The organism is Mycobacteroides saopaulense, from assembly GCF_001456355.1.
In the GTDB taxonomy this organism is placed as follows: domain Bacteria; phylum Actinomycetota; class Actinomycetes; order Mycobacteriales; family Mycobacteriaceae; genus Mycobacterium; species Mycobacterium saopaulense.
This window is the reverse complement of the sequence record NZ_CP010271.1, coordinates 1,110,914-1,128,378: the sequence shown is the minus strand read 5'-3', so window position 1 is coordinate 1,128,378 and position 17,465 is coordinate 1,110,914. Positions and strand designations below refer to the sequence as shown.

21 protein-coding genes are annotated in these 17,465 nt (G+C 65.9%); 8 read left to right on the top strand and 13 right to left on the bottom strand.

From position 1 onward, the window contains the following. Positions 1–47: 47 nt before the first annotated feature. From MYCSP_RS05685 to lpqS (MYCSP_RS05660), 6 genes are all read right to left on the bottom strand, one after another. Positions 48–1,865 carry an ABC-F family ATP-binding cassette domain-containing protein gene (locus MYCSP_RS05685; protein WP_088413366.1) on the bottom strand — a complete coding sequence of 606 codons (1,818 nt, stop codon included), beginning with the start codon at positions 1,863–1,865 and terminating at the stop codon, positions 48–50. Between the two features lie 7 nt (positions 1,866–1,872). Further along, the gene (locus MYCSP_RS05680) at positions 1,873–3,129 is read right to left on the bottom strand and encodes an MFS transporter (protein WP_162266317.1); all 1,257 of its coding nucleotides are present in this window, start codon (positions 3,127–3,129) and stop codon (positions 1,873–1,875) included. Positions 3,130–3,137: 8 nt separating this feature from the next. Then, positions 3,138–4,163, bottom strand: coding sequence for a PLP-dependent cysteine synthase family protein (locus MYCSP_RS05675; protein ID WP_083013871.1), 1,026 nt, complete (start codon positions 4,161–4,163; stop codon positions 3,138–3,140). Positions 4,164–4,331: 168 nt separating this feature from the next. Further along, positions 4,332–4,754: a putative copper homeostasis (lipo)protein LpqS gene (lpqS, locus tag MYCSP_RS05670; protein WP_088413363.1), complete on the bottom strand. Its 423-nt coding sequence runs from the start codon at positions 4,752–4,754 to the stop codon at positions 4,332–4,334. A gap of 68 nt (positions 4,755–4,822) precedes the next feature. Further along, positions 4,823–5,146: a hypothetical protein gene (locus MYCSP_RS05665; RefSeq protein ID WP_083013872.1), complete on the bottom strand. Its 324-nt coding sequence runs from the start codon at positions 5,144–5,146 to the stop codon at positions 4,823–4,825. 92 nt (positions 5,147–5,238) lie between these two features. Continuing rightward, positions 5,239–5,643 carry a putative copper homeostasis (lipo)protein LpqS gene (gene lpqS, locus MYCSP_RS05660; protein ID WP_456080953.1) on the bottom strand — a complete coding sequence of 135 codons (405 nt, stop codon included), beginning with the start codon at positions 5,641–5,643 and terminating at the stop codon, positions 5,239–5,241. Positions 5,644–5,777: 134 nt separating this feature from the next. Between lpqS (MYCSP_RS05660) and MYCSP_RS05655 the strand changes: the two genes are divergently transcribed. Beyond that, on the top strand, positions 5,778–7,301 hold the full coding sequence (locus MYCSP_RS05655) for a multicopper oxidase family protein (protein ID WP_083013874.1): 1,524 nt from the start codon (positions 5,778–5,780) through the stop codon (positions 7,299–7,301). A gap of 65 nt (positions 7,302–7,366) precedes the next feature. On the opposite strand, the gene MYCSP_RS05650 is transcribed toward MYCSP_RS05655, so the two are convergent. Beyond that, on the bottom strand, positions 7,367–7,738 hold the full coding sequence (locus tag MYCSP_RS05650) for a zinc ribbon domain-containing protein YjdM (RefSeq protein ID WP_088413361.1): 372 nt from the start codon (positions 7,736–7,738) through the stop codon (positions 7,367–7,369). Further along, positions 7,731–8,804 carry a redox-regulated ATPase YchF gene (gene ychF, locus MYCSP_RS05645; protein ID WP_083013875.1) on the bottom strand — a complete coding sequence of 358 codons (1,074 nt, stop codon included), beginning with the start codon at positions 8,802–8,804 and terminating at the stop codon, positions 7,731–7,733. The genes MYCSP_RS05650 and ychF overlap by 8 nt, the downstream gene beginning before the upstream one ends. Positions 8,805–8,833: 29 nt before the next feature. Here ychF and MYCSP_RS05640 point away from each other — a divergent pair, with 29 nt between their 5' ends. Continuing rightward, a complete protein-coding gene (locus MYCSP_RS05640; RefSeq protein ID WP_088413360.1) occupies positions 8,834–9,181 on the top strand; it encodes a DUF488 domain-containing protein in 348 nt (115 codons plus the stop codon). On the opposite strand, the gene MYCSP_RS05635 is transcribed toward MYCSP_RS05640, so the two are convergent. From MYCSP_RS05635 to MYCSP_RS05620, 4 genes are all read right to left on the bottom strand, one after another. Next, on the bottom strand, positions 9,171–9,485 hold the full coding sequence (locus tag MYCSP_RS05635) for a hypothetical protein (RefSeq protein ID WP_162266204.1): 315 nt from the start codon (positions 9,483–9,485) through the stop codon (positions 9,171–9,173). The two genes, MYCSP_RS05640 and MYCSP_RS05635, sit on opposite strands and share 11 nt — an antisense overlap. Positions 9,486–9,551: 66 nt before the next feature. Then, on the bottom strand, positions 9,552–9,821 hold the full coding sequence (locus tag MYCSP_RS05630; protein WP_070913384.1) for a hypothetical protein: 270 nt from the start codon (positions 9,819–9,821) through the stop codon (positions 9,552–9,554). Positions 9,822–10,001: 180 nt separating this feature from the next. After that, on the bottom strand, positions 10,002–10,223 hold the full coding sequence (locus tag MYCSP_RS05625; RefSeq protein WP_070913272.1) for a PspC domain-containing protein: 222 nt from the start codon (positions 10,221–10,223) through the stop codon (positions 10,002–10,004). Between the two features lie 35 nt (positions 10,224–10,258). After that, positions 10,259–10,582 (bottom strand): hypothetical protein, encoded by a 324-nt coding sequence (locus MYCSP_RS05620; RefSeq protein WP_088413357.1) that lies wholly within the window; start codon positions 10,580–10,582, stop codon positions 10,259–10,261. Between the two features lie 120 nt (positions 10,583–10,702). Between MYCSP_RS05620 and MYCSP_RS05615 the strand changes: the two genes are divergently transcribed. The 3 genes from MYCSP_RS05615 to MYCSP_RS05605 all read left to right on the top strand — a co-directional run bounded on the left by MYCSP_RS05615 (position 10,703) and on the right by MYCSP_RS05605 (position 14,150). Then, positions 10,703–12,970 (top strand): carbon starvation CstA family protein, encoded by a 2,268-nt coding sequence (locus MYCSP_RS05615; RefSeq protein WP_088413356.1) that lies wholly within the window; start codon positions 10,703–10,705, stop codon positions 12,968–12,970. Next, on the top strand, positions 12,967–13,146 hold the full coding sequence (locus MYCSP_RS05610; RefSeq protein ID WP_070913269.1) for a YbdD/YjiX family protein: 180 nt from the start codon (positions 12,967–12,969) through the stop codon (positions 13,144–13,146). The genes MYCSP_RS05615 and MYCSP_RS05610 overlap by 4 nt, the downstream gene beginning before the upstream one ends. A 62-nt stretch (positions 13,147–13,208) precedes the next feature. Then, complete coding sequence (locus MYCSP_RS05605; RefSeq protein WP_209435428.1) at positions 13,209–14,150, top strand: DMT family transporter; 942 nt, start codon at positions 13,209–13,211, stop codon at positions 14,148–14,150. Between the two features lie 5 nt (positions 14,151–14,155). Here MYCSP_RS05605 and MYCSP_RS05600 read toward each other — a convergent pair whose 3' ends face one another. After that, positions 14,156–15,154, bottom strand: a complete 999-nt coding sequence (locus MYCSP_RS05600; RefSeq protein WP_088413355.1) for a 4-hydroxy-3-methylbut-2-enyl diphosphate reductase — start codon at positions 15,152–15,154, stop codon at positions 14,156–14,158. A gap of 60 nt (positions 15,155–15,214) precedes the next feature. Between MYCSP_RS05600 and MYCSP_RS05595 the strand changes: the two genes are divergently transcribed. Genes MYCSP_RS05595 through MYCSP_RS05585 form a run of 3 tightly spaced genes read left to right on the top strand, consistent with a single transcriptional unit; the run spans position 15,215 to position 17,329 of the window. Continuing rightward, entirely contained in the window at positions 15,215–15,910 is a 696-nt protein-coding gene (locus MYCSP_RS05595) for a lipid droplet-associated protein (RefSeq protein ID WP_088413354.1), read from the top strand. Continuing rightward, positions 15,903–17,126 carry an exodeoxyribonuclease VII large subunit gene (xseA, locus tag MYCSP_RS05590; RefSeq protein WP_088413353.1) on the top strand — a complete coding sequence of 408 codons (1,224 nt, stop codon included), beginning with the start codon at positions 15,903–15,905 and terminating at the stop codon, positions 17,124–17,126. The genes MYCSP_RS05595 and xseA overlap by 8 nt, the downstream gene beginning before the upstream one ends. 5 nt (positions 17,127–17,131) lie before the next feature. Continuing rightward, positions 17,132–17,329: an exodeoxyribonuclease VII small subunit gene (locus tag MYCSP_RS05585; RefSeq protein ID WP_052539785.1), complete on the top strand. Its 198-nt coding sequence runs from the start codon at positions 17,132–17,134 to the stop codon at positions 17,327–17,329. Positions 17,330–17,465 lie beyond the last annotated feature (136 nt).

Below are 17,465 nucleotides of genomic sequence, written 5' to 3'. Positions count from 1 at the left end.
GTCACACCGACTGCCCTCGCTTTTTCTTTAAGAACCGTTGCCGGGAACTACTCAAGTTCCTCGGCGAGTTCCATCCACTGCACCTCGGTGGCGTCTTTCTCGGCGACGACGGCATTGAGCTCGGCGGTCAGCGTCACCACCCGGTCCGGATCGGTGGCATGTTGAGCCAGCTGCCCATGCAGCGCGGCCTCCCGCTCGCCCAGCTTGGCGACGGCCCGCTCGAGCCTCCCGAGTTCCTTGTGTGCCGCCCGTAGCGCCGCACCGTCGCGGCCGCGTTCCGGAGCGGGCTTGGCCGCCGCGGCCGCCGGCTGGGCGTGCCGGCGCAGGTACTCCTCGATGCCACCGGGCAGGTTGGTCAGCTTGCCGTCACCGAACAGGGCCCATGTCGAATCGCAGACGCGCTCGATGAGATACCGGTCATGGCTGACGACCACCAGGGTGCCAGCCCACCCATCGAGCAGGTCTTCGACCTGCTGCAGGGTTTCGATATCCAGGTCGTTGGTGGGCTCGTCGAGCAGCAGCACGTTCGGCTCGGCCATCAACACGCGCGTCATCTGCAGCCGGCGGCGTTCGCCACCAGACAGATCACCGACCGGGGTGCGCTGGCGCGCCGGGCTAAAGCCAAGCATCTCGGCAACCTGGGAGGCCGATAGCTCCTTGTCCCCCAGGGTGATTCGCAGGGCGATCGATTCGATCGCATCGAGCACGCGGATGTCTTCGGGCAGGTCGTCGAGTTCCTGGCGCAGCCAGCCGATGCTGACCGTCTTGCCTTCCTTGCGATGTCCGGCGGCCAACGGCACCGCACCGGCCAGCACCCGCAACAAGGTCGTCTTCCCGGATCCGTTGACGCCCACCAGCCCAATGCGCTCGCCGGGGACCAGGCGCCACGTCAGATCGCGCACCAACTCATCGCCGGCGGGCGTGGTCACCGTTGCATCCTCAAGCTCGATGACGATGCGGCCCAAACGTCGGCGCGCGAATGCGGTGAGCGCCACCGAGTCTCGGGGCGCAGGCACATCCGCGATCAGGGCTTCGGCCGCCTCGATCCGGTACCGGGGCTTGGATGTGCGCGCGGGCGGGCCGCGACGCAACCAGGCCAACTCCTTGCGCGCGAGGTTGCGGCGGCGCGCTTCCGCCGCGTCGGCCTGGCGGCCGCGCTCGGCGCGTGCGAACGTCCAGTCGGCGTATCCGCCTTCATACGATTCGACGTTGCCGTCGACCACTTCCCAGGTGCGGGTGGCCACGGTATCCAGGAACCAACGGTCGTGTGTCACGACCACCAGTGCGGTCGAGCCAGATCCCCGAGTCACTCCGCTCCTGCCCGCCGAACGCGCGAGCAGATGCTCGGCGAGCCACTGCACGCCTTCGACGTCCAGGTGGTTGGTGGGCTCGTCGAGGATCAACAGGTCCAGGTCACGCACAAGGGCGGCGGCGAGCCCCACCCGGCGTCGCTGTCCGCCGGAAAGCTGGTCCACACGCCGGTCGAGTCCGAGCGCCGCCACTCCGAGGCCATCCAGAATCGAACGGATGCGTGCGTCGCCGGCCCATTCGTGTTCGGCGACACCCAGGGGTGCGATCACGACGTCGAAGACCGTCGCGCCCTCCAGCTCGTCACGCTGGGTGACGACGGCTAGGCGCAGGTTCCCGGCCTGGCTCACCCTGCCCTGATCCGCCGGTTCGATACCCGCGAGCACCTCCAGCAGCGTGGTCTTGCCTCCGCCGTTGAGGCCCACCACGCCGATGCGGTCCCCCGCCTGCACTCCGAGACTGACGTTCGAGAGCAGCGGTTTGACGCCGTAGGACTTCGAGACGTTCTCGAGGTTGATGAGGTTGACGGGCTTGGCGGGGGTGGTCATGGCCCCCACAAACTACTCAGGCACGGGCGGCCGGCGCCACTTCACTGCCCCGGTCCAGTAGCCCCGCCCGCCGCAACGCGAACAGTGCGACGGCGCACACCAGCCCGACTCCGGTGAGCGAGACCCACAGCAAGGACGGCTTGTCGTGCTGCTGGGCGTAGCCGAACACCGAGCCGGTCATCAGGTTTCCGGCCAAAATACCGACGCCGACGATCGTGTTGTACAGCCCGTAATGCGTGGCGACCAGACGATTGCCCGCCAACCTGACGACGGTGTCCATTTCGAACGGGAAAGTCGCGATGGTGCCGACTGCCAGCATGGCCGCCGACAACAGCAGCGCAGCGACCGCCGGAATCGATCCCGCCGCACCCGCCGACGGCAACAGCGCCAGTGGGACGAAGGCCGCGGCGATGACCAGCATCCCGAGCACCAGGCTGCGGCTTGGGCCGAACCGCGCGGACAGCCAGCCGGTGAGTCGCACCTGCCCGGCGATCGCCACCAGTCCCGACACCACGAAGATGCTTGTCACCAGCACTGTTTCGGACTTCTTGTCATCGGTCAGCAGTGCGGCCTGGAACGGCAACGCGAGATACACCTGGAACGTCAGCACGTACGAGCCGGTCATGGCACCCGAAAACAGCAGGAAGGCCTTGTTGGACAACACCGTTCGCCAGTCGGCCAGCACCGGCTGCTTGTCCGTGTCCTGTTCGGCATTGTTCGGCGGCAGCGCCATCAACTGGATGACCGTCAACACGGCGAACACCGCCGCGGCGACGGCGCAGGTGATCCGGAAATCCCAGGCCGTCAACGCCAAACCGACGATCGGCCCGAACAAGATGCCCGCCTGGTAGAAGACGTTGAAGACGGCGAAGGCCTCCACCCGGCGCTCCCCCGAGTCCGATGCCAGGTAGGCACGCACCGCGGGATTGAACAGTGCACCGGCGAAACCTGTTGCCGCCGATGCGATCAGTATCGCCGGTAGCGACCCCACGAACGCCAGCATCAGGAATCCCGCGGTGCGCAACAGACAGCCCGCGACAATCAGCGGTTTGTATCCGAACCTGTCGGCCAGGGTGCCTCCCACCAGGAACATGCCCTGCTGAGAGAAGTTCCGGACGCCGAGCACCAACCCCACCATCCACGCGGCCAATCCCAGTGGCCCGGCCAGATATCCGGCCAGGTAGGGCATCAGCATGTAGAAGCCGACGTTGATGGCGAACTGGTTCACCATCAGGATCTGGCTGGGCCGATCGAAAGACCGGAATTGGCGCAGTGTCTGGATCACGCCATCCGTCCTATCGGGTCGGTCACATGGGTCAGTCTGGTCCATCGGTCCACCACACGGTCCGACGGATCATCGATCACGTCGGGATCCTGCGCCGGCGGCCTATCCAGCAGATCATGGCTGCGGCAGTAATCGTCGTCGTAGATCGTGCCGTGATAGCGCATCGGGCCGTCGGGGAATATGGCGGCGACGCGAGTCCCTGGGGCGGACGTGCGGGCCACCCATCCGGCGACCAACGCGACTGCTCCGACGCTCCATCCGCCGCTCGCGTGATAACTGGCGGCCAAGGTGCGGGCCGCCCAGACCGCCTCGTTGGGTGCCACCCAATGCGCTTCGTCGAACGCGGGGTAGTCGACATTGCCCGGATAGATGCTCGACCCGAGGCCCCGCATCAGCCGCGTACTGGCGGGCTGCCCGAAGATCGTGGAGCCAATGGTGTCGACCCCTACCAGGCGCAGATTCGGATTATGTTCCCGCAGTACACGTCCCACACCCGAGGAATGTCCCCCGGTGCCGACCGAGCAGACGAGGGTGTCCACGGTGCCCAGCTGGTCGATCAGTTCCTCGGCCAGCCCACGATAGGCGTCAACGTTGTCGGGGTTCTGGTACTGATCGGGGCACCACGAATCCGTTTCGACCGCAAGTATTTCGGCGACACGATCCTTGCGGGCCTGCTGCCAGCCGCCGACCGGATGCGGCTCGGTCACGACGTCCACACGGGCGCCGTAGGCCGTCAGCATGCTGCTGACGATCGGCTCCAATCCCGGATCGGTGACGAGGGTGACCGGGTGACGATAGATGATCCCGGCCAGGGCCAGTCCCAACCCCAGTGTTCCGCTGGTTGATTCGACGATCATGGCGCCGGGTTTGAGGTCCCCGCGCTCCCTGGCCTGCTCGATCATGTGCAGCGCGGGCCGGTCTTTCATGCCGTTGGGATTGTGGCCTTCGAGCTTGGCCCAGAAGCCAGTGCCAGGTGTTGCGAATGGTTCCGACACCCACAACACCGGGGTGTTGCCCACCAACGTGTTGGGGTCGTGGAACTTCGGCCCTAGGTGGGTGCAGCTACGACGAGATGACAGAGCAATGCTGTTGTTCATGGAGATCCCTGCGTGAGGGCCGCAAGACGCGGCCGGGAAGCTGATGACGGCGGGTGTGGGCGTGCGAAACCCCGCTTGCCCACGCAGGGCCGATCAGCGCCGAATGACGCAGAGAGTGGTGAGAATGTCCCGGCCCGTCCGGGACCCGCGACAGCCGACGGGTAGCGGTGGCCCGCGGGATAGGTGCGCGGCAACGGGCTGGAACACGAGAGTTGCCAGAGCCAACGCGGCAAGCACGATCAGAACTCGTAACGGGTTGTGCCCGCGGGTCAACGCGAAGAGTCCATCCACCGTCTGACATGCCAGCTGGTGGATCGCGTCGTCGAGGTGCGCATGTGTTGCCGCGGGCCCGTGCCCCAGAAGTGCGGCGTGCGTCGCTTGGTGGTGCGTCGTATCGGCACTGCCGCCGGCATTGGAGACACAGTGCAGGATCGGCAGACTCGCGATCATTGCGACCAACACCGCGACAAGCCACAACTGACCATGGCCACTCCTGCGGCGCACTCCGGTCAGCATGTGCGCCAGGTTAGCACGATTTCACATACCCTCATGGGGTATGTGACCTGATCGCTACCTAACCGTGGTCAGCACTCAACGCTGACATGCATGACCCGATAGTCCAGCACCTGCACCAGCGGACTCGTCGGATCGGCGCCACGGACGCGCTGCCAGCGATACTCCGAGCGGCCCTCGCGAACGGAGGTCGCGACGCACTCGTTCAGCGGCGTATTGCCGCGACGATTGACGACGACCCTGTCACCCCTGGCCTTCAGAGACGCGACGACAAGGTCGGCATTTCCCAGATTCTTGGGCCCCGCCCCCGCGGGCGGAGCAGCGATCAGTGCCCCGACGGTTGCGGCGGCCACACACAGGCCGCCCAGGCGGTGGCAGATAAGACGTCCATACATAACGATTCCCTACGTTGCGTCACGCCCGGCGTGACGGAGCCTTCGATGACAACCGTGTGCGGCAGACAGAGGTCTCTGCTGCAGGGCATTCGTCAGCGTCGGCTCACGCAGATCTGTTGCAGACGGGCACGGCCCCCCGTCACCGCCCAATACGCATGTCGCGGTGGCGCACGGGTGGCGACCACCCGCAGCGGGCGCAGCACCAGGATCATGCTCACGACCATTGCCGCCGCCCAGAGCATGCGGAATGCGCTGCCCGAACGGATTTTCCCGGCGATCACGTCGAAGACATGGCACGAGAAGTCCTGGGCCGCCCTGCCTATGTCGTGGCCGGCGTCTGCAGTGTCTCCGGACACGGACACGACGAAATGATGAGAGACCACCGGAAGCGCGGCATCGGCCGTCACCGCGCAGTGGACAACGGGGAGAGCGGCAATCACGCCAACGAGAAGCAGGGCAACCCATCGCCTCCGCGGCCGACCGCCGAACTTCAGCACGTGAAAGCCCGCGCACGGACTCCCGACACGGCATCTCCCCGCCACACCGGTTGCTGTTCACCATTGGACGGCAACACATCGCGACCATAGCACGCAATTGGCATTTAATACCCCTACGGGGTATATATAGCGGTATGAATACTGGCACTTCACCGCTACTTGGCCGACGTGAACTTCTCCGCCTGGGCATGACGGTCGCTGCCGCGGGCTTTCTCGCGTCCTGCGCCGGGAATCCGCGAGGAAGCGCCACTCTGCAACGTGTTGGCCCTGATTCGCCCCGTGTTGCCACGGTGGAGGCAGCCAGGCGGAGCCAGGGCGCACCGGTCAGACAGTTCGCTCTGAACGCCGGCCCCACCCAGATCGACCTCGCCGGGACCCGGCTGCCAACGTGGGCATACGGAGGGCGGGTACCCGGTCAAGAGATCCGCGTTCGCAAGGGCGAAATCCTCCGCGTGCAAACTACGAACAATCTGCCGGCACCCACCACGGTCCATTGGCACGGGCTGGCACTACGCAACGACATGGACGGCGTGCCCGGCCTCACCCAGCCGGAGATCGCACCGACGGGGGTCTTCGACTACAAGTTCGCGGTGCCGCACGCGGGAACGTACTGGTTCCACCCCCACGTCGGGACACAAATCGATCGCGGGCTGTACGCGCCGCTGATCATCGAGGACCCCGACGAGCGCACCGACTACGACGAGGAGTTGGTGGTGGCTCTCGATGACTGGATCGACGGCACCGGCACCAACCCCGATCAGGTACTCGACGGACTGCGCGCGAAGGGCATGCCGCCGATGGACCACTCGATGATGGGGAGCATGGGGATGGACCCCACGGCGCCACTGGGAATGGACGCCGGCGACGTAACGTATCCCTACTACCTGATCAACGGGCGAGTGGCCGCCGATCCGCAGGCCGCCACATATCGGGCCGGGCAGCGCGTGCGACTGCGCATCGTCAACGCCGGCGGCGATACCGCGTTCCGGGTCGGCATTCCGGGCGTGTCGATGACCGTCACCCATACCGACGGTTTCCCAGTGCAGCCCTACAAGGCCGACACCATCCTGGTCACCATGGGAGAGCGAGTCGACGCCGTGGTCACCATCCCGGGTTCATCGGTGCCGGTGGTGGCCGTGCCCGAAGGGAAAAAGGGCTTCGCGCAACTGATTCTGCGCTCCGGCGATACGCCAGTGCGCGGCCGCGCCGAGGACGCCGCAATGCTGATGAAGTCCCAGGTGCCGCTGGATACCGCGACATTGACCGCCTCCCCCGAGGTTCAACTGCAACGGCGCGATCCGGATGTCATCCATGACGTGCGATTGGCGGGACCCATGGGCAAGTACACGTGGACCATCAACGGAAAGACCTATGACCCGCGCGACGGTCTGCCCGTACGTGAGGGCCAACGCGTGCGTCTGCGCTTCATCAACAATTCGATGATGTTCCATCCCATGCACTTACACGGACACACGTTCGAGGTCCGTGACGCGAAGGGAACGTTCCGCGCCCGAAAGGACACCGTCCTGGTCGCGCCCATGAAGACCGTCGAGGTGGACTTCAATGCCGACAACCCGGGACAGTGGCTTACCCACTGCCACAACATCTATCACGGCGAGGCCGGGATGATGGCCGTGGTGTCGTACGTGCAGGATTAGCGCGCGACTGATTTCTCACGGCACATGCGCGTGCCCGGCTATGAGCGACAACGACCGCTGAGCGATCAGAGAGCCTTCTTCACCACGCTTGACTTGAGTTGTATGCGGCCGAAACCGGGGACATTGGCATCGATATCGTGATCGCCCACACCGTCGGAGATGAGACGGATTCCCGCGACCTTCGTTCCGATCTTGATGACGCCTCCGCCACCGCCCTTGACCTTGACGGTCTTCACCACGGTGACCGTGTCTCCGTCGGCGAGAACATTGCCCACCGCGTCCTTGATCTGCGCACCGGAATCCGCTGCCGAATCAGCGTCGAGCGGCGAATCCTCGGCGGACCATTCGTGACCGCACATGGGGCACACCAGAAGCGTGCCCTGCTCGTAGGTGAACCCCTCACCGCATACGGGACATGGCGGCAGCTGATCAGACATTGAAGCGGAACTCGACCACGTCGCCGTCGACCATGACGTAGTCCTTGCCTTCCATCCGGACCTTGCCGGCGGCCTTGGCCGCGGCCATCGAACCGGCCTCGACGAGGTCGTCGAAGGACACGACCTCTGCCTTGATGAAGCCCTTCTCGAAGTCGGTGTGGATGACGCCCGCCGCCTTAGGCGCGGTATCGCCCTGGTGAATCGTCCACGCCCGCGCCTCTTTTGGCCCGGCGGTCAGGTAGGTCTGCAGCTTCAGCGTGTGAAAACCGGCATGCGCCAATGCATCCAGGCCACGCTCGCTCTGCCCGATCGACTCCAGCAGCTCCGCGGCGGACTCCTCGTCCAACTCTTGCAGCTCGGACTCGATCTTCGCGTCCAGGAACACCGCGTCGGCCGGGGCCACCAGCTGGCGCAACTGGGCCACGCGAGCCTCATCGCCCAGCACCGACTCGTCGGCGTTGAACACATACAGGAACGGCTTGGTGGTCATCAGGTTCAGCTCACGCACCGACGACCAGTCCTTGCCCGTCGAGAACAGCGTCTTGCCCCCGTCGAGCACCTCCTGCGCGGCCTTGGCGGCGTCGAGAAGCGGCTGACGGTCCTTCTTGTTCTTGGCTTCCTTCTCCAGCCGCGGCACCGCCTTCTCCAGCGTCTGCATGTCGGCGAGAATCAGCTCGGTCTCGATCACCTCGATATCGGCCGCCGGATCGACCCGCCCGTCCACGTGCACCACGTCGTCATCGGCGAACACCCGGACCACCTGACAGATGGCATCGCACTCGCGGATGTTGGCCAGGAACTTGTTCCCCAGCCCGGCGCCTTCGGAGGCGCCCTTGACGATCCCGGCGATGTCCACGAACGTCACCGTCGCCGGCAGCGTCCGCACCGAGCCGAACACCTCCGCCAGCTTGTCCAGGCGCGGGTCCGGAAGCGGCACCACACCCTCGTTCGGCTCGATGGTCGCAAACGGGTAGTTGGCCGCCAGCACGTTGTTGCGGGTCAACGCATTGAACAGCGTCGACTTTCCGACGTTCGGCAGACCAACGATTCCGAGGTTGAGGCTCACGGGTAGGAAAGTCTACGGACAATGGTCGGGTGACCTATCGCACCAAGCGGATCTACGAGACTCCAGACCCTTCGGACGGCTATCGCGTGCTGGTTGACCGGCTGTGGCCGCGCGGGGTGAGCAAGGCCGCCGCACAGGTCGATCTCTGGTTCAAGGACATCGCCCCCAGCCCCGACCTGCGCGTCCGCTGGCATCACGCACCCGCCGAGGACCGGGCCGTCTATGCCGACGAGTACCGCGCCGAGCTCGCCACCAATCCGGCGGTGGACACCGCGCAGGAGCTCGAACGCGAGCACGGCACCGTCACTCTGCTCTATGCCGCCAAGGACCCCGAGCACAATCACGCGATCGTGCTACTGAACTTCCTCAGCACTTGATGTCGACGTTGACGACGCGGTGCTGCAGCAGGATGCCACCCCACGCCACTCCGGGGGTGTTGACCACCGTGCCCGGATTGAGGAACCGGCCGGGGCGCACGGCGGTTGCCTTGCAATCACTCATCGGCCCGCTGCCTACCCGGTTGACGACGACGATGTTCCCGCGCGCTTCCAGGTCAGCGATGATGTCGGCAGCGCTCTCACCGTCGTCCTGCGGACCCGCCAGTGCCGTGGGCGCCGCGGCGAGAGCCGCAGCCGCTACGAGGGCGGCCGAAACGAAATGGGTGGTCAAACTCCTGTGCATAGGTACTCCTGTGTAGAACCGCGTGATCGCGGCATGACTGAGGTGGGTCGGGTCGCTCCGACCACATCAGCACCTATGTACACAGCCCCTGAGTAACACCATGCGACCGTCCTGGCCGACGATCCGTTGCAGCACAGGCGATCCCCGCGTCGCGGTAAGTAGTACGTAGCGCATCACGAAGCCCAGTACCAGCAGCATCGCTCCGGCGAGAACCCCGCGACACATCTTGGCGATCTGCACCACCTGCGCGAAGGCATCGACCTGAGGCGCATCCGCCGGCGCCGCACTCGCACCTTCCGGATCGACGGCGTGCGTCATCGCCGTTGCCTGGCCCATGACACTTCCCGGGTTCACTCCGACAAAGCACAGGACGCCTGCGACAACGGCCAACGCGATAACCCGTAGGGGGTAGTCGTATCGCCGCACGTCCGGAGCCTAACCCATGATTTGCCGGTCAGAGAAACCCCATACACCGGTTGGTTACGAAAAATTAACTTTCGGCCCCGAGGCGGTGGCTCATTGCTCGCGCGGAATCAGCACCCACAACACCAGGTAGGCCAGCACCTGCGGTCCGGGAAGCAGGATCGACGCGACCGCCAGAACCCGAACGATCGTCACATCCCAGCCAAAGCGCTGCGCGATTGCTGCGCACACTCCGCCGATCATCGCCCCGGCACGGGGGCGTCGCAGTGCTGTAGTCATGTCTTCACCGTAGGCCGCCGAAACATCCTGGCGCATCGGGGAAATCCCTGATCTTTCCCGAACGTGGCCACTCAGCATTCCAGGTCCACGTAATAGGTTCCGTGGTCCAGCACCTTCTGCGGAACCGACTGGGAGCTGGCCCCGACAGGACGCTCATAGCGGTACACCGAGGGCCCCTGCCGCACCCGGGTTACCGTGCAGTCTTCCAGCGGCCAATTGCCGGTTCGGTTCAGGATGACGTAATTTCCTTGTTCCTCAAGGGAACTGATCACGGTCTCGGGGTCGCCATATCCCTGCGGGCCCGCATGCGCAACGGCCGCCAGCGCCACCGCGGCAACCGGGAAAACCACCACCATGGCATCCAAAACCGTTGCGAACCACGCCGATTTGGTCATGTCTTGACGCTATGAGCGCCCACATGGGCGAACATCAGGGATCGCCCCGATCTTTCCCTGAACTTGAACAGACGGTTGATGTTCTACGGGCCCCGACGACGGGGACCTAAGGTAACGCCCATGGCCACCGCCACAGAGCCCCAGGACCTGACACCCCCACCCGGAGTCGAACTGCTGCGGACCAACCCCGACCTGCCACCGGTGGGTGTGATCGACAATCGGACACCCTCACCGGCGACCCGCATCGTGCTGGTGTTGGTGGCGCTGCTGGGCGCCTTCGCCTGGACGATGATCGCGCTGCTGCGCGGGGAACATGTCAACGCGGTCTGGTTCGTCGTCGCCGCCATCTGCACCTATCTGATCGCCTACCGCTTCTACGCCAAGCTGATCGAACGCAAGCTCGTCCGGCCACGGGACGACCGCGCCACCCCCGCCGAGGTGCTCGACAACGGCAAGGACTTCGTCCCGACCGACCGGCGCGTGCTGTTCGGTCACCACTTCGCCGCCATCGCCGGGGCAGGGCCTCTGGTCGGTCCGGTGCTGGCAGCCCAAATGGGGTATCTCCCCGGAATCATCTGGATCGTCGTGGGCGTCGTGCTGGCCGGCGCGGTCCAGGACTACCTGGTGCTGGTGATCTCGACCCGGCGCGGCGGTCGCAGCCTCGGGCAAATGGCCCGCGACGAGATGGGCACCGTCGGCGGGGTCGCCGCGATGGTGGCGATCTTCGTCATCATGATCATCCTGATCGCGGTGCTGGGCCTGGTTGTCGTCAACGCCCTCGGCGAAAGCCCCTGGGGTGTGTTCTCCATCGCGATGACCATTCCGATCGCCTTGTTCATGGGCGTGTACCTGCGTTACCTGCGGCCGGGAAAGGTCACCGAGGTAACCGTCATCGGGGTGGCGCTGCTGCTCGCCGCGATCATCTCCGGCCGCTGGGTGGCCGAATCGGGGTGGGGCGAAGCACTGTTCAGCCTCGACAAGACCACCATCGCCTGGTTGATGATGTTCTACGGTTTCGCCGCCTCGGTGCTCCCGGTGTGGCTGTTGCTTGCTCCCCGCGACTACCTGTCGACGTTCATGAAGGTCGGCACCATCGCCATGCTGGCCGTCGGCATCCTGATCGCCCGCCCCGTGGCGCAGTTGCCCGCGGTGAGCCAGTTCGCCTTCAACAGCTCGGGACCGGCCTTCGCCGGATCGTTGTTCCCGTTCCTGTTCATCACCATCGCCTGCGGGGCGCTCTCCGGTTTTCATTCACTGATCGCCTCGGGCACCACGCCCAAGCTGCTGGAGAAGGAGAGCCAGGCCCGCTTCATCGGTTACGGCGGCATGCTCACCGAGTCGTTCGTGGCGGTCATGGCGCTGGTCACCGCGGCGATCCTCAACCAGCACTTGTACTTTGCGATTAACGCGCCGACCGCCGCCACCGGCGGTACCGCCGAAACCGCCGCCGCCTACGTCAACAGTCTGCCCCTCAGCGGCCCGAACATCACCGGTGAACAGCTGACGCAGACCGCCCGCGACATCGGTGAGACCTCCATCGTCTCGCGTACCGGCGGCGCCCCGACCCTTGCCATCGGGATCTCGCATGTCATGTCGGATGTATTCGGCGGCAGCGGTTTCAAGGCGTTCTGGTACCACTTCGCGATCATGTTCGAGGCGCTGTTCATCCTGACCACCGTCGACGCCGGCACCCGAGTGGCCCGGTTCATGCTGTCCGACTCGCTGGGGAACCTGGGCGGCCCGCTGCGCCGCTTCAAGGACGCCTCCTGGCGGCCCGGAGCCTGGATCTGCTCGGCCATGGTCGTCGGCGGCTGGGGTTCGATCCTGCTCATGGGTGTCACCGATCCCCTCGGCGGCATCAACACCCTGTTCCCGCTGTTCGGCATCGCCAACCAGCTACTGGCCGCGATCGCCCTGACCGTGGTGCTGACGGTCGTCGTCAAGAAGCGGCTCTATACATGGGCGTGGATCCCGGCTATCCCCCTGGCCTGGGACCTCACCGTCACCATGACCGCGTCCTGGCAGAAGATCTTCTCCGCGGATCCGGCCGTCGGGTACTGGAAGCAGCACCAGCTCTATGCGGCGGCGCGGGACGCCGGCCTGACGAGTTTCAAGACAGCCAAGACACCCGAAGCCATCGATGCGGTGATTCGCAACACGTTTGTCCAGGGCACGCTCTCTGCCGTCTTCGCCTCGCTGGTGTTGGTCGTCGTGGCAGCGGCGCTCTGGACCTGCCTGCGCGCGGTCCGGGCCGGCGGCCTGCCGACCAGTGAAGACCCAGCGGAACCGTCCGCACTGTTCGCACCCAGCGGCTTCCTGCCCACCGACGTGGAGAAGGACGTCGAGAAACAGTGGGCGGCACGTGAACTCGCGGAGACCCGGACATGAAGGTGATCAAGGGACTGGTGTGGTGGTTCACCTCGGTGATGGGCGACCACGACTATCAGCGGTACGTGGAGCATCTGCGGCGTCGCCACCCCGGCCGTCCGGTGCCCTCCGAAGCCGAGTTTTGGCGTGCGCGGTACGCCGAGGCGGACGCGAATCCGGCGGCTCGATGCTGCTGACACAAGCGCGCTGACGGGCACCGTTACCGAACATCCGGCTCGGCACCGGTACCTTTCAACATGTGACAGGTCAACGCGCCCGCTCATCGGTGGAAGCCGATCACCGGTCGGCACACCCCGATATCCCGGGTGTGCCGTGGTGGGGTGCCATCCTGATCGCGGTTGCCGGAACCTTGCTCGGTTTCGCGCTCGACGCGATGACCAACGGTGAGAAGCTGACCGGCGCGTTCGCTGGCTGCTATGCGGCGGGATGCGTTGTCGCCGTTCTGGCGGTCCGGTACGCATCGATCTTCACCGCCGTCGTACAGCCGCCGCTCATCTTGTTCGCGAGCATCCCGATGGCCTACATGATCATGTCGCAGGCACCACTTTCGGGTGGAAAGTCGACGGCGATCACCATCGGGTACCCACTGATCGAACGCTTTCCGTTGATGATCAGCACCGCCCTGGGCGTGTTGATCATCGGAGTGGTGCGCTGGTACTGGGGAATTTTCACCGGCAAGCCCATCAAGGAAAAAGCACCCAAGACCGCCAAGCCCAAGGGCACCAAGGCGGCCAGGCCGAAGACGACGACACGCACGCGGGTGCAGGCGCTGGTGGATGCCGAGGGCGGCACCGCGACCAAGACCGCACGAACCTCCGGGACCCGTCGTCCGCGCGCCGACGAGGCCGCACGGACGCGGCACGGACGACACGAGTCCGCGGCACGGCGCCGCCCGACCCGCGATTCCGAACCCGTATCGCGCCGGACCTCGTCGCTGGGCACCCCGTGGGAAGACGAGCGCCCCATGCGGACCGAACGCCGTCCTGCCCGTCGGGTCCGCGACGAATACGACGACTACGGGTACGACGCCGGATATGAAGAACGGCCCCGCTACCGCGAACCTCGCGCCGAGGCTCCGCGCGAACCGCACCGGCCGGCCGTCAGGTACCGCGATGAGCGGCCACCCGCGCCGCGGCGACGTTCCACGGACCGATACGACTCCTGGGATTACGACCGCTAGCCGAACTAGCGCCGTGAGGCACGCAGTTCGCGTGGCAATGCGAACACCAACGTCTCGTTGGCCGTGGTGACCGGCTGCACCTGGCCGTATCCGTGCTCCGCGAGCCGTTCCAAAACGCCGCGCACCAGCACCTCCGGTACCGAAGCACCCGAGGTGACGCCAACCGTGGTCACGCCCTCAAGCCAGGCCGGATCGATATCCTCGGCGTAGTCGACCAGGTAGGAGGCGTTGGAGCCCGCATTCAAGGCGACCTCGACCAACCGCACCGAGTTCGACGAGTTGCGTGAACCGACGACGATCACCAGTTCACATTCGGGGGCCATCGCCTTCACCGCGACCTGGCGGTTCTGCGTGGCATAACAGATGTCGTCGCTGGGCGGGTCCTGCAGCGTCGGGAACCGCTCGCGCAGGCGCTGCACCGTCTCCATGGTCTCGTCGACGCTCAGCGTCGTCTGGGACAGCCAGATGACCTTGTTCTCGTCACGCACGGTGACGTTGTCCACCGCGTTGGGGCCGTCGACCAGCTGCACGTGATCGGGAGCCTCACCTGCGGTGCCGATGACCTCCTCATGACCCTCGTGGCCGATGAGCAGGATGTCGAAGTCGTCGCGCGCAAAGCGCTTGGCCTCCTGATGCACCTTGGTGACCAGCGGGCAGGTGGCGTCGATGGTCTTCAGATTGCGTGCCGCAGCGTCCAGGTGCACAGTTGGCGCCACCCCGTGCGCGGAAAAGACGACGATCGCGCCCTCGGGCACCTCATCGGTCTCGTCGACGAAGATCGCACCCGCCTTGGCCAGCGTGTCCACCACGTAGCGGTTGTGCACGATCTCATGACGCACGTAGACGGGGGCGCCGTGTTTCTCCAGCGCTCGCTCGACGGTCTCGACGGCACGGTCGACACCCGCGCAATAGCCACGTGGCTCAGCCAGCAGCACGCGCTTGCTCGTCGCCGGGCCGACGACGGTGCTCACCATCCCCGGAGTGCCCATATCGACTGCAGCCATAGTCACCAGCTTACGGCCCAGCCTTTCGCTGCACGACCGACGTAAGGCAAGCTTGGACCTATGATTCGTCCTCCGTTCGGCGTCCGGTTGCTTCTTGGGGTCGCCGCTACCGTTCTCGAAGAGACTCGCAAGCTGCCGCAGGCGGTGCTGACCTATCCCATGACGGCCGCCAGTCAGACGGTGCAGAACTTCATGCGGTTCCAGCAGACAGTCACCGAACTGGCCATCAAGGGCGACGAGACCTGGGAAAACATCTTCCCGCCCACCGATGAGCAGCCGGAGTGGGCGACCTTCGACGAGGACCTCGACGAGCTGGACGCACCCGAACCCGACGAGTCGCAGGCCGCCGCCGTCTACGAGGACGCCGCCGAGCGGATGACGCAGGGACGCTTTGCGCTGTACTCCTCGGAGCCGTCGGCCCCGGAGACTGAGGCAGCGGCACCGGCGCCCGAGGCCGAGCCCGTCAAGAAGGCCGCGCCCCGCAAGGCTCCGGCGAAAAAGGCCGCCGCCAAGAAGGCCCCGGCGAAAAAGGCCACACCGGCGCCGACCCCCGAATCCGCGGATCCGAACGCTCCCGACGTCGTCGTCGAGCTCGGGTATCACGACCTGACGCTGGCCCAGCTGCGGGCGCGGCTGCAGTCGCTGTCCGTGAGTGAGCTCGAAGAGCTGCTGGCCTACGAAGACGCTCACAAGGCACGGGCGCCGTATCAGACCTTGCTCGCGAACAGGATCACGCGCGCCGCTGCCCGTGGCTGATCCGGGAACAAGCCCGGAGAACCCCTGGCCGGTCCGGGCTGTCGCCACCCGGGTGGCCAAGTGGATCGACCGCCTGGGCCAGGTGTGGGTGGAAGGTCAGCTGACGCAGATCGACGTGCGGCCCGGCAGTAAGACCGTGTTCATGGTGTTGCGCGACCCCGCCGCCGACATGTCGCTGACCGTCACCTCTCCACCCGACATGGTGCGCAACGCTCCGGTGAAGCTAACCGAAGGCACCCAAGTGGTGGTGTGCGGCAAGCCCACCTTCTACACGGTGCGCGGATCGTTCTCGTTGCGGCTCAGCGAAATTCGCGCAGTGGGCATCGGCGAGCTGCTGGCCCGCATCGAGCGGCTACGCCAGCTGCTGGCCGCCGAGGGCTTGTTCGACGCGCGATTGAAGCGCCCGATCCCGTTCCTGCCTGCCCGCATCGGGCTGATCACCGGACGGGCGAGCGCCGCCGAGCACGACGTCACCTCTGTTGCCCTCACTCGTTGGCCCGCAGTGCAATTCGCGGTACGCAACACTCCGGTGCAGGGTCCTCATGCCGTGGCCGAGATCGTCGCCGCGTTGCAGGCCCTCGATGCCGATCCGTCGGTGGATGTGATCGTGCTGGCGCGCGGCGGTGGCAGCGTGGAGGACCTGCTGCCCTTCTCCGATGAGACGCTGTGCCGCGCGATTTCGGCCTGCCGCACCCCGGTGGTGAGCGCCGTCGGCCATGAGCCCGACAACCCGCTGTCCGATCTGGTGGCCGATCTGCGCGCAGCCACGCCCACCGATGCCGCCAAGAAGCTGGTGCCCGATGCCGCAGCCGAGCAGGCGCTGATTCTGGACTTGCGGCGTCGCTCGGCGCAGGCGTTGCGCAACTGGGTGCAGCGCGAGCAGCGTGGACTCGACCAGGTGCGCAGCCGGCCGGTGTTGGCCGATCCGCTGCGGATGGTCAGCACCCGCCAGGATGAAATCGGTATCGCGCGAACGGCTTTGCGTCGCGATGTGCAGCGGCTGGTGGACATGGAGTCGCAGCGGGTCGCGCATTTGTCGGCGCAGTTGGCCACACTGGGGCCTGCCGCCACGCTGGCCCGCGGGTACTCGGTGGTACAGCGCGTGCGCGACGATGGCACCGTGGAGGTGCTGCGAACGGTGGCCGATGCTCCGCCCGGGGCATCGCTGCGAGTACGCGTTTCCGATGGTGCCGTGACCGCGACCGTGACAGGATAACCGTCATGACCAACCCCGCCGAACTCGGCTACGAGCAAGCGCGTGGCGAGCTGATCGACGTCGTGCAGCAGCTCGAACAGGGTGGCCTGGATCTGGACACTTCACTGGCGCTCTGGGAGCGCGGCGAGGCACTGGCCAAGCGCTGCGAGGAACACCTCGCGGGTGCCCGCAAGCGCATCGAAGACGCGCTGGACTCCGACTAACCGCCTGCCCTTGCCGCCCCCGGCACCCCTGCCCTTAGCGCCCCCGGGCGCCCCTCCCCTCTCCCCGCCGAGATGACATTCACGCGGGCAATCGACCCCAAATCACGGCATAGATGTCATCTCGACCGCGCGTCCG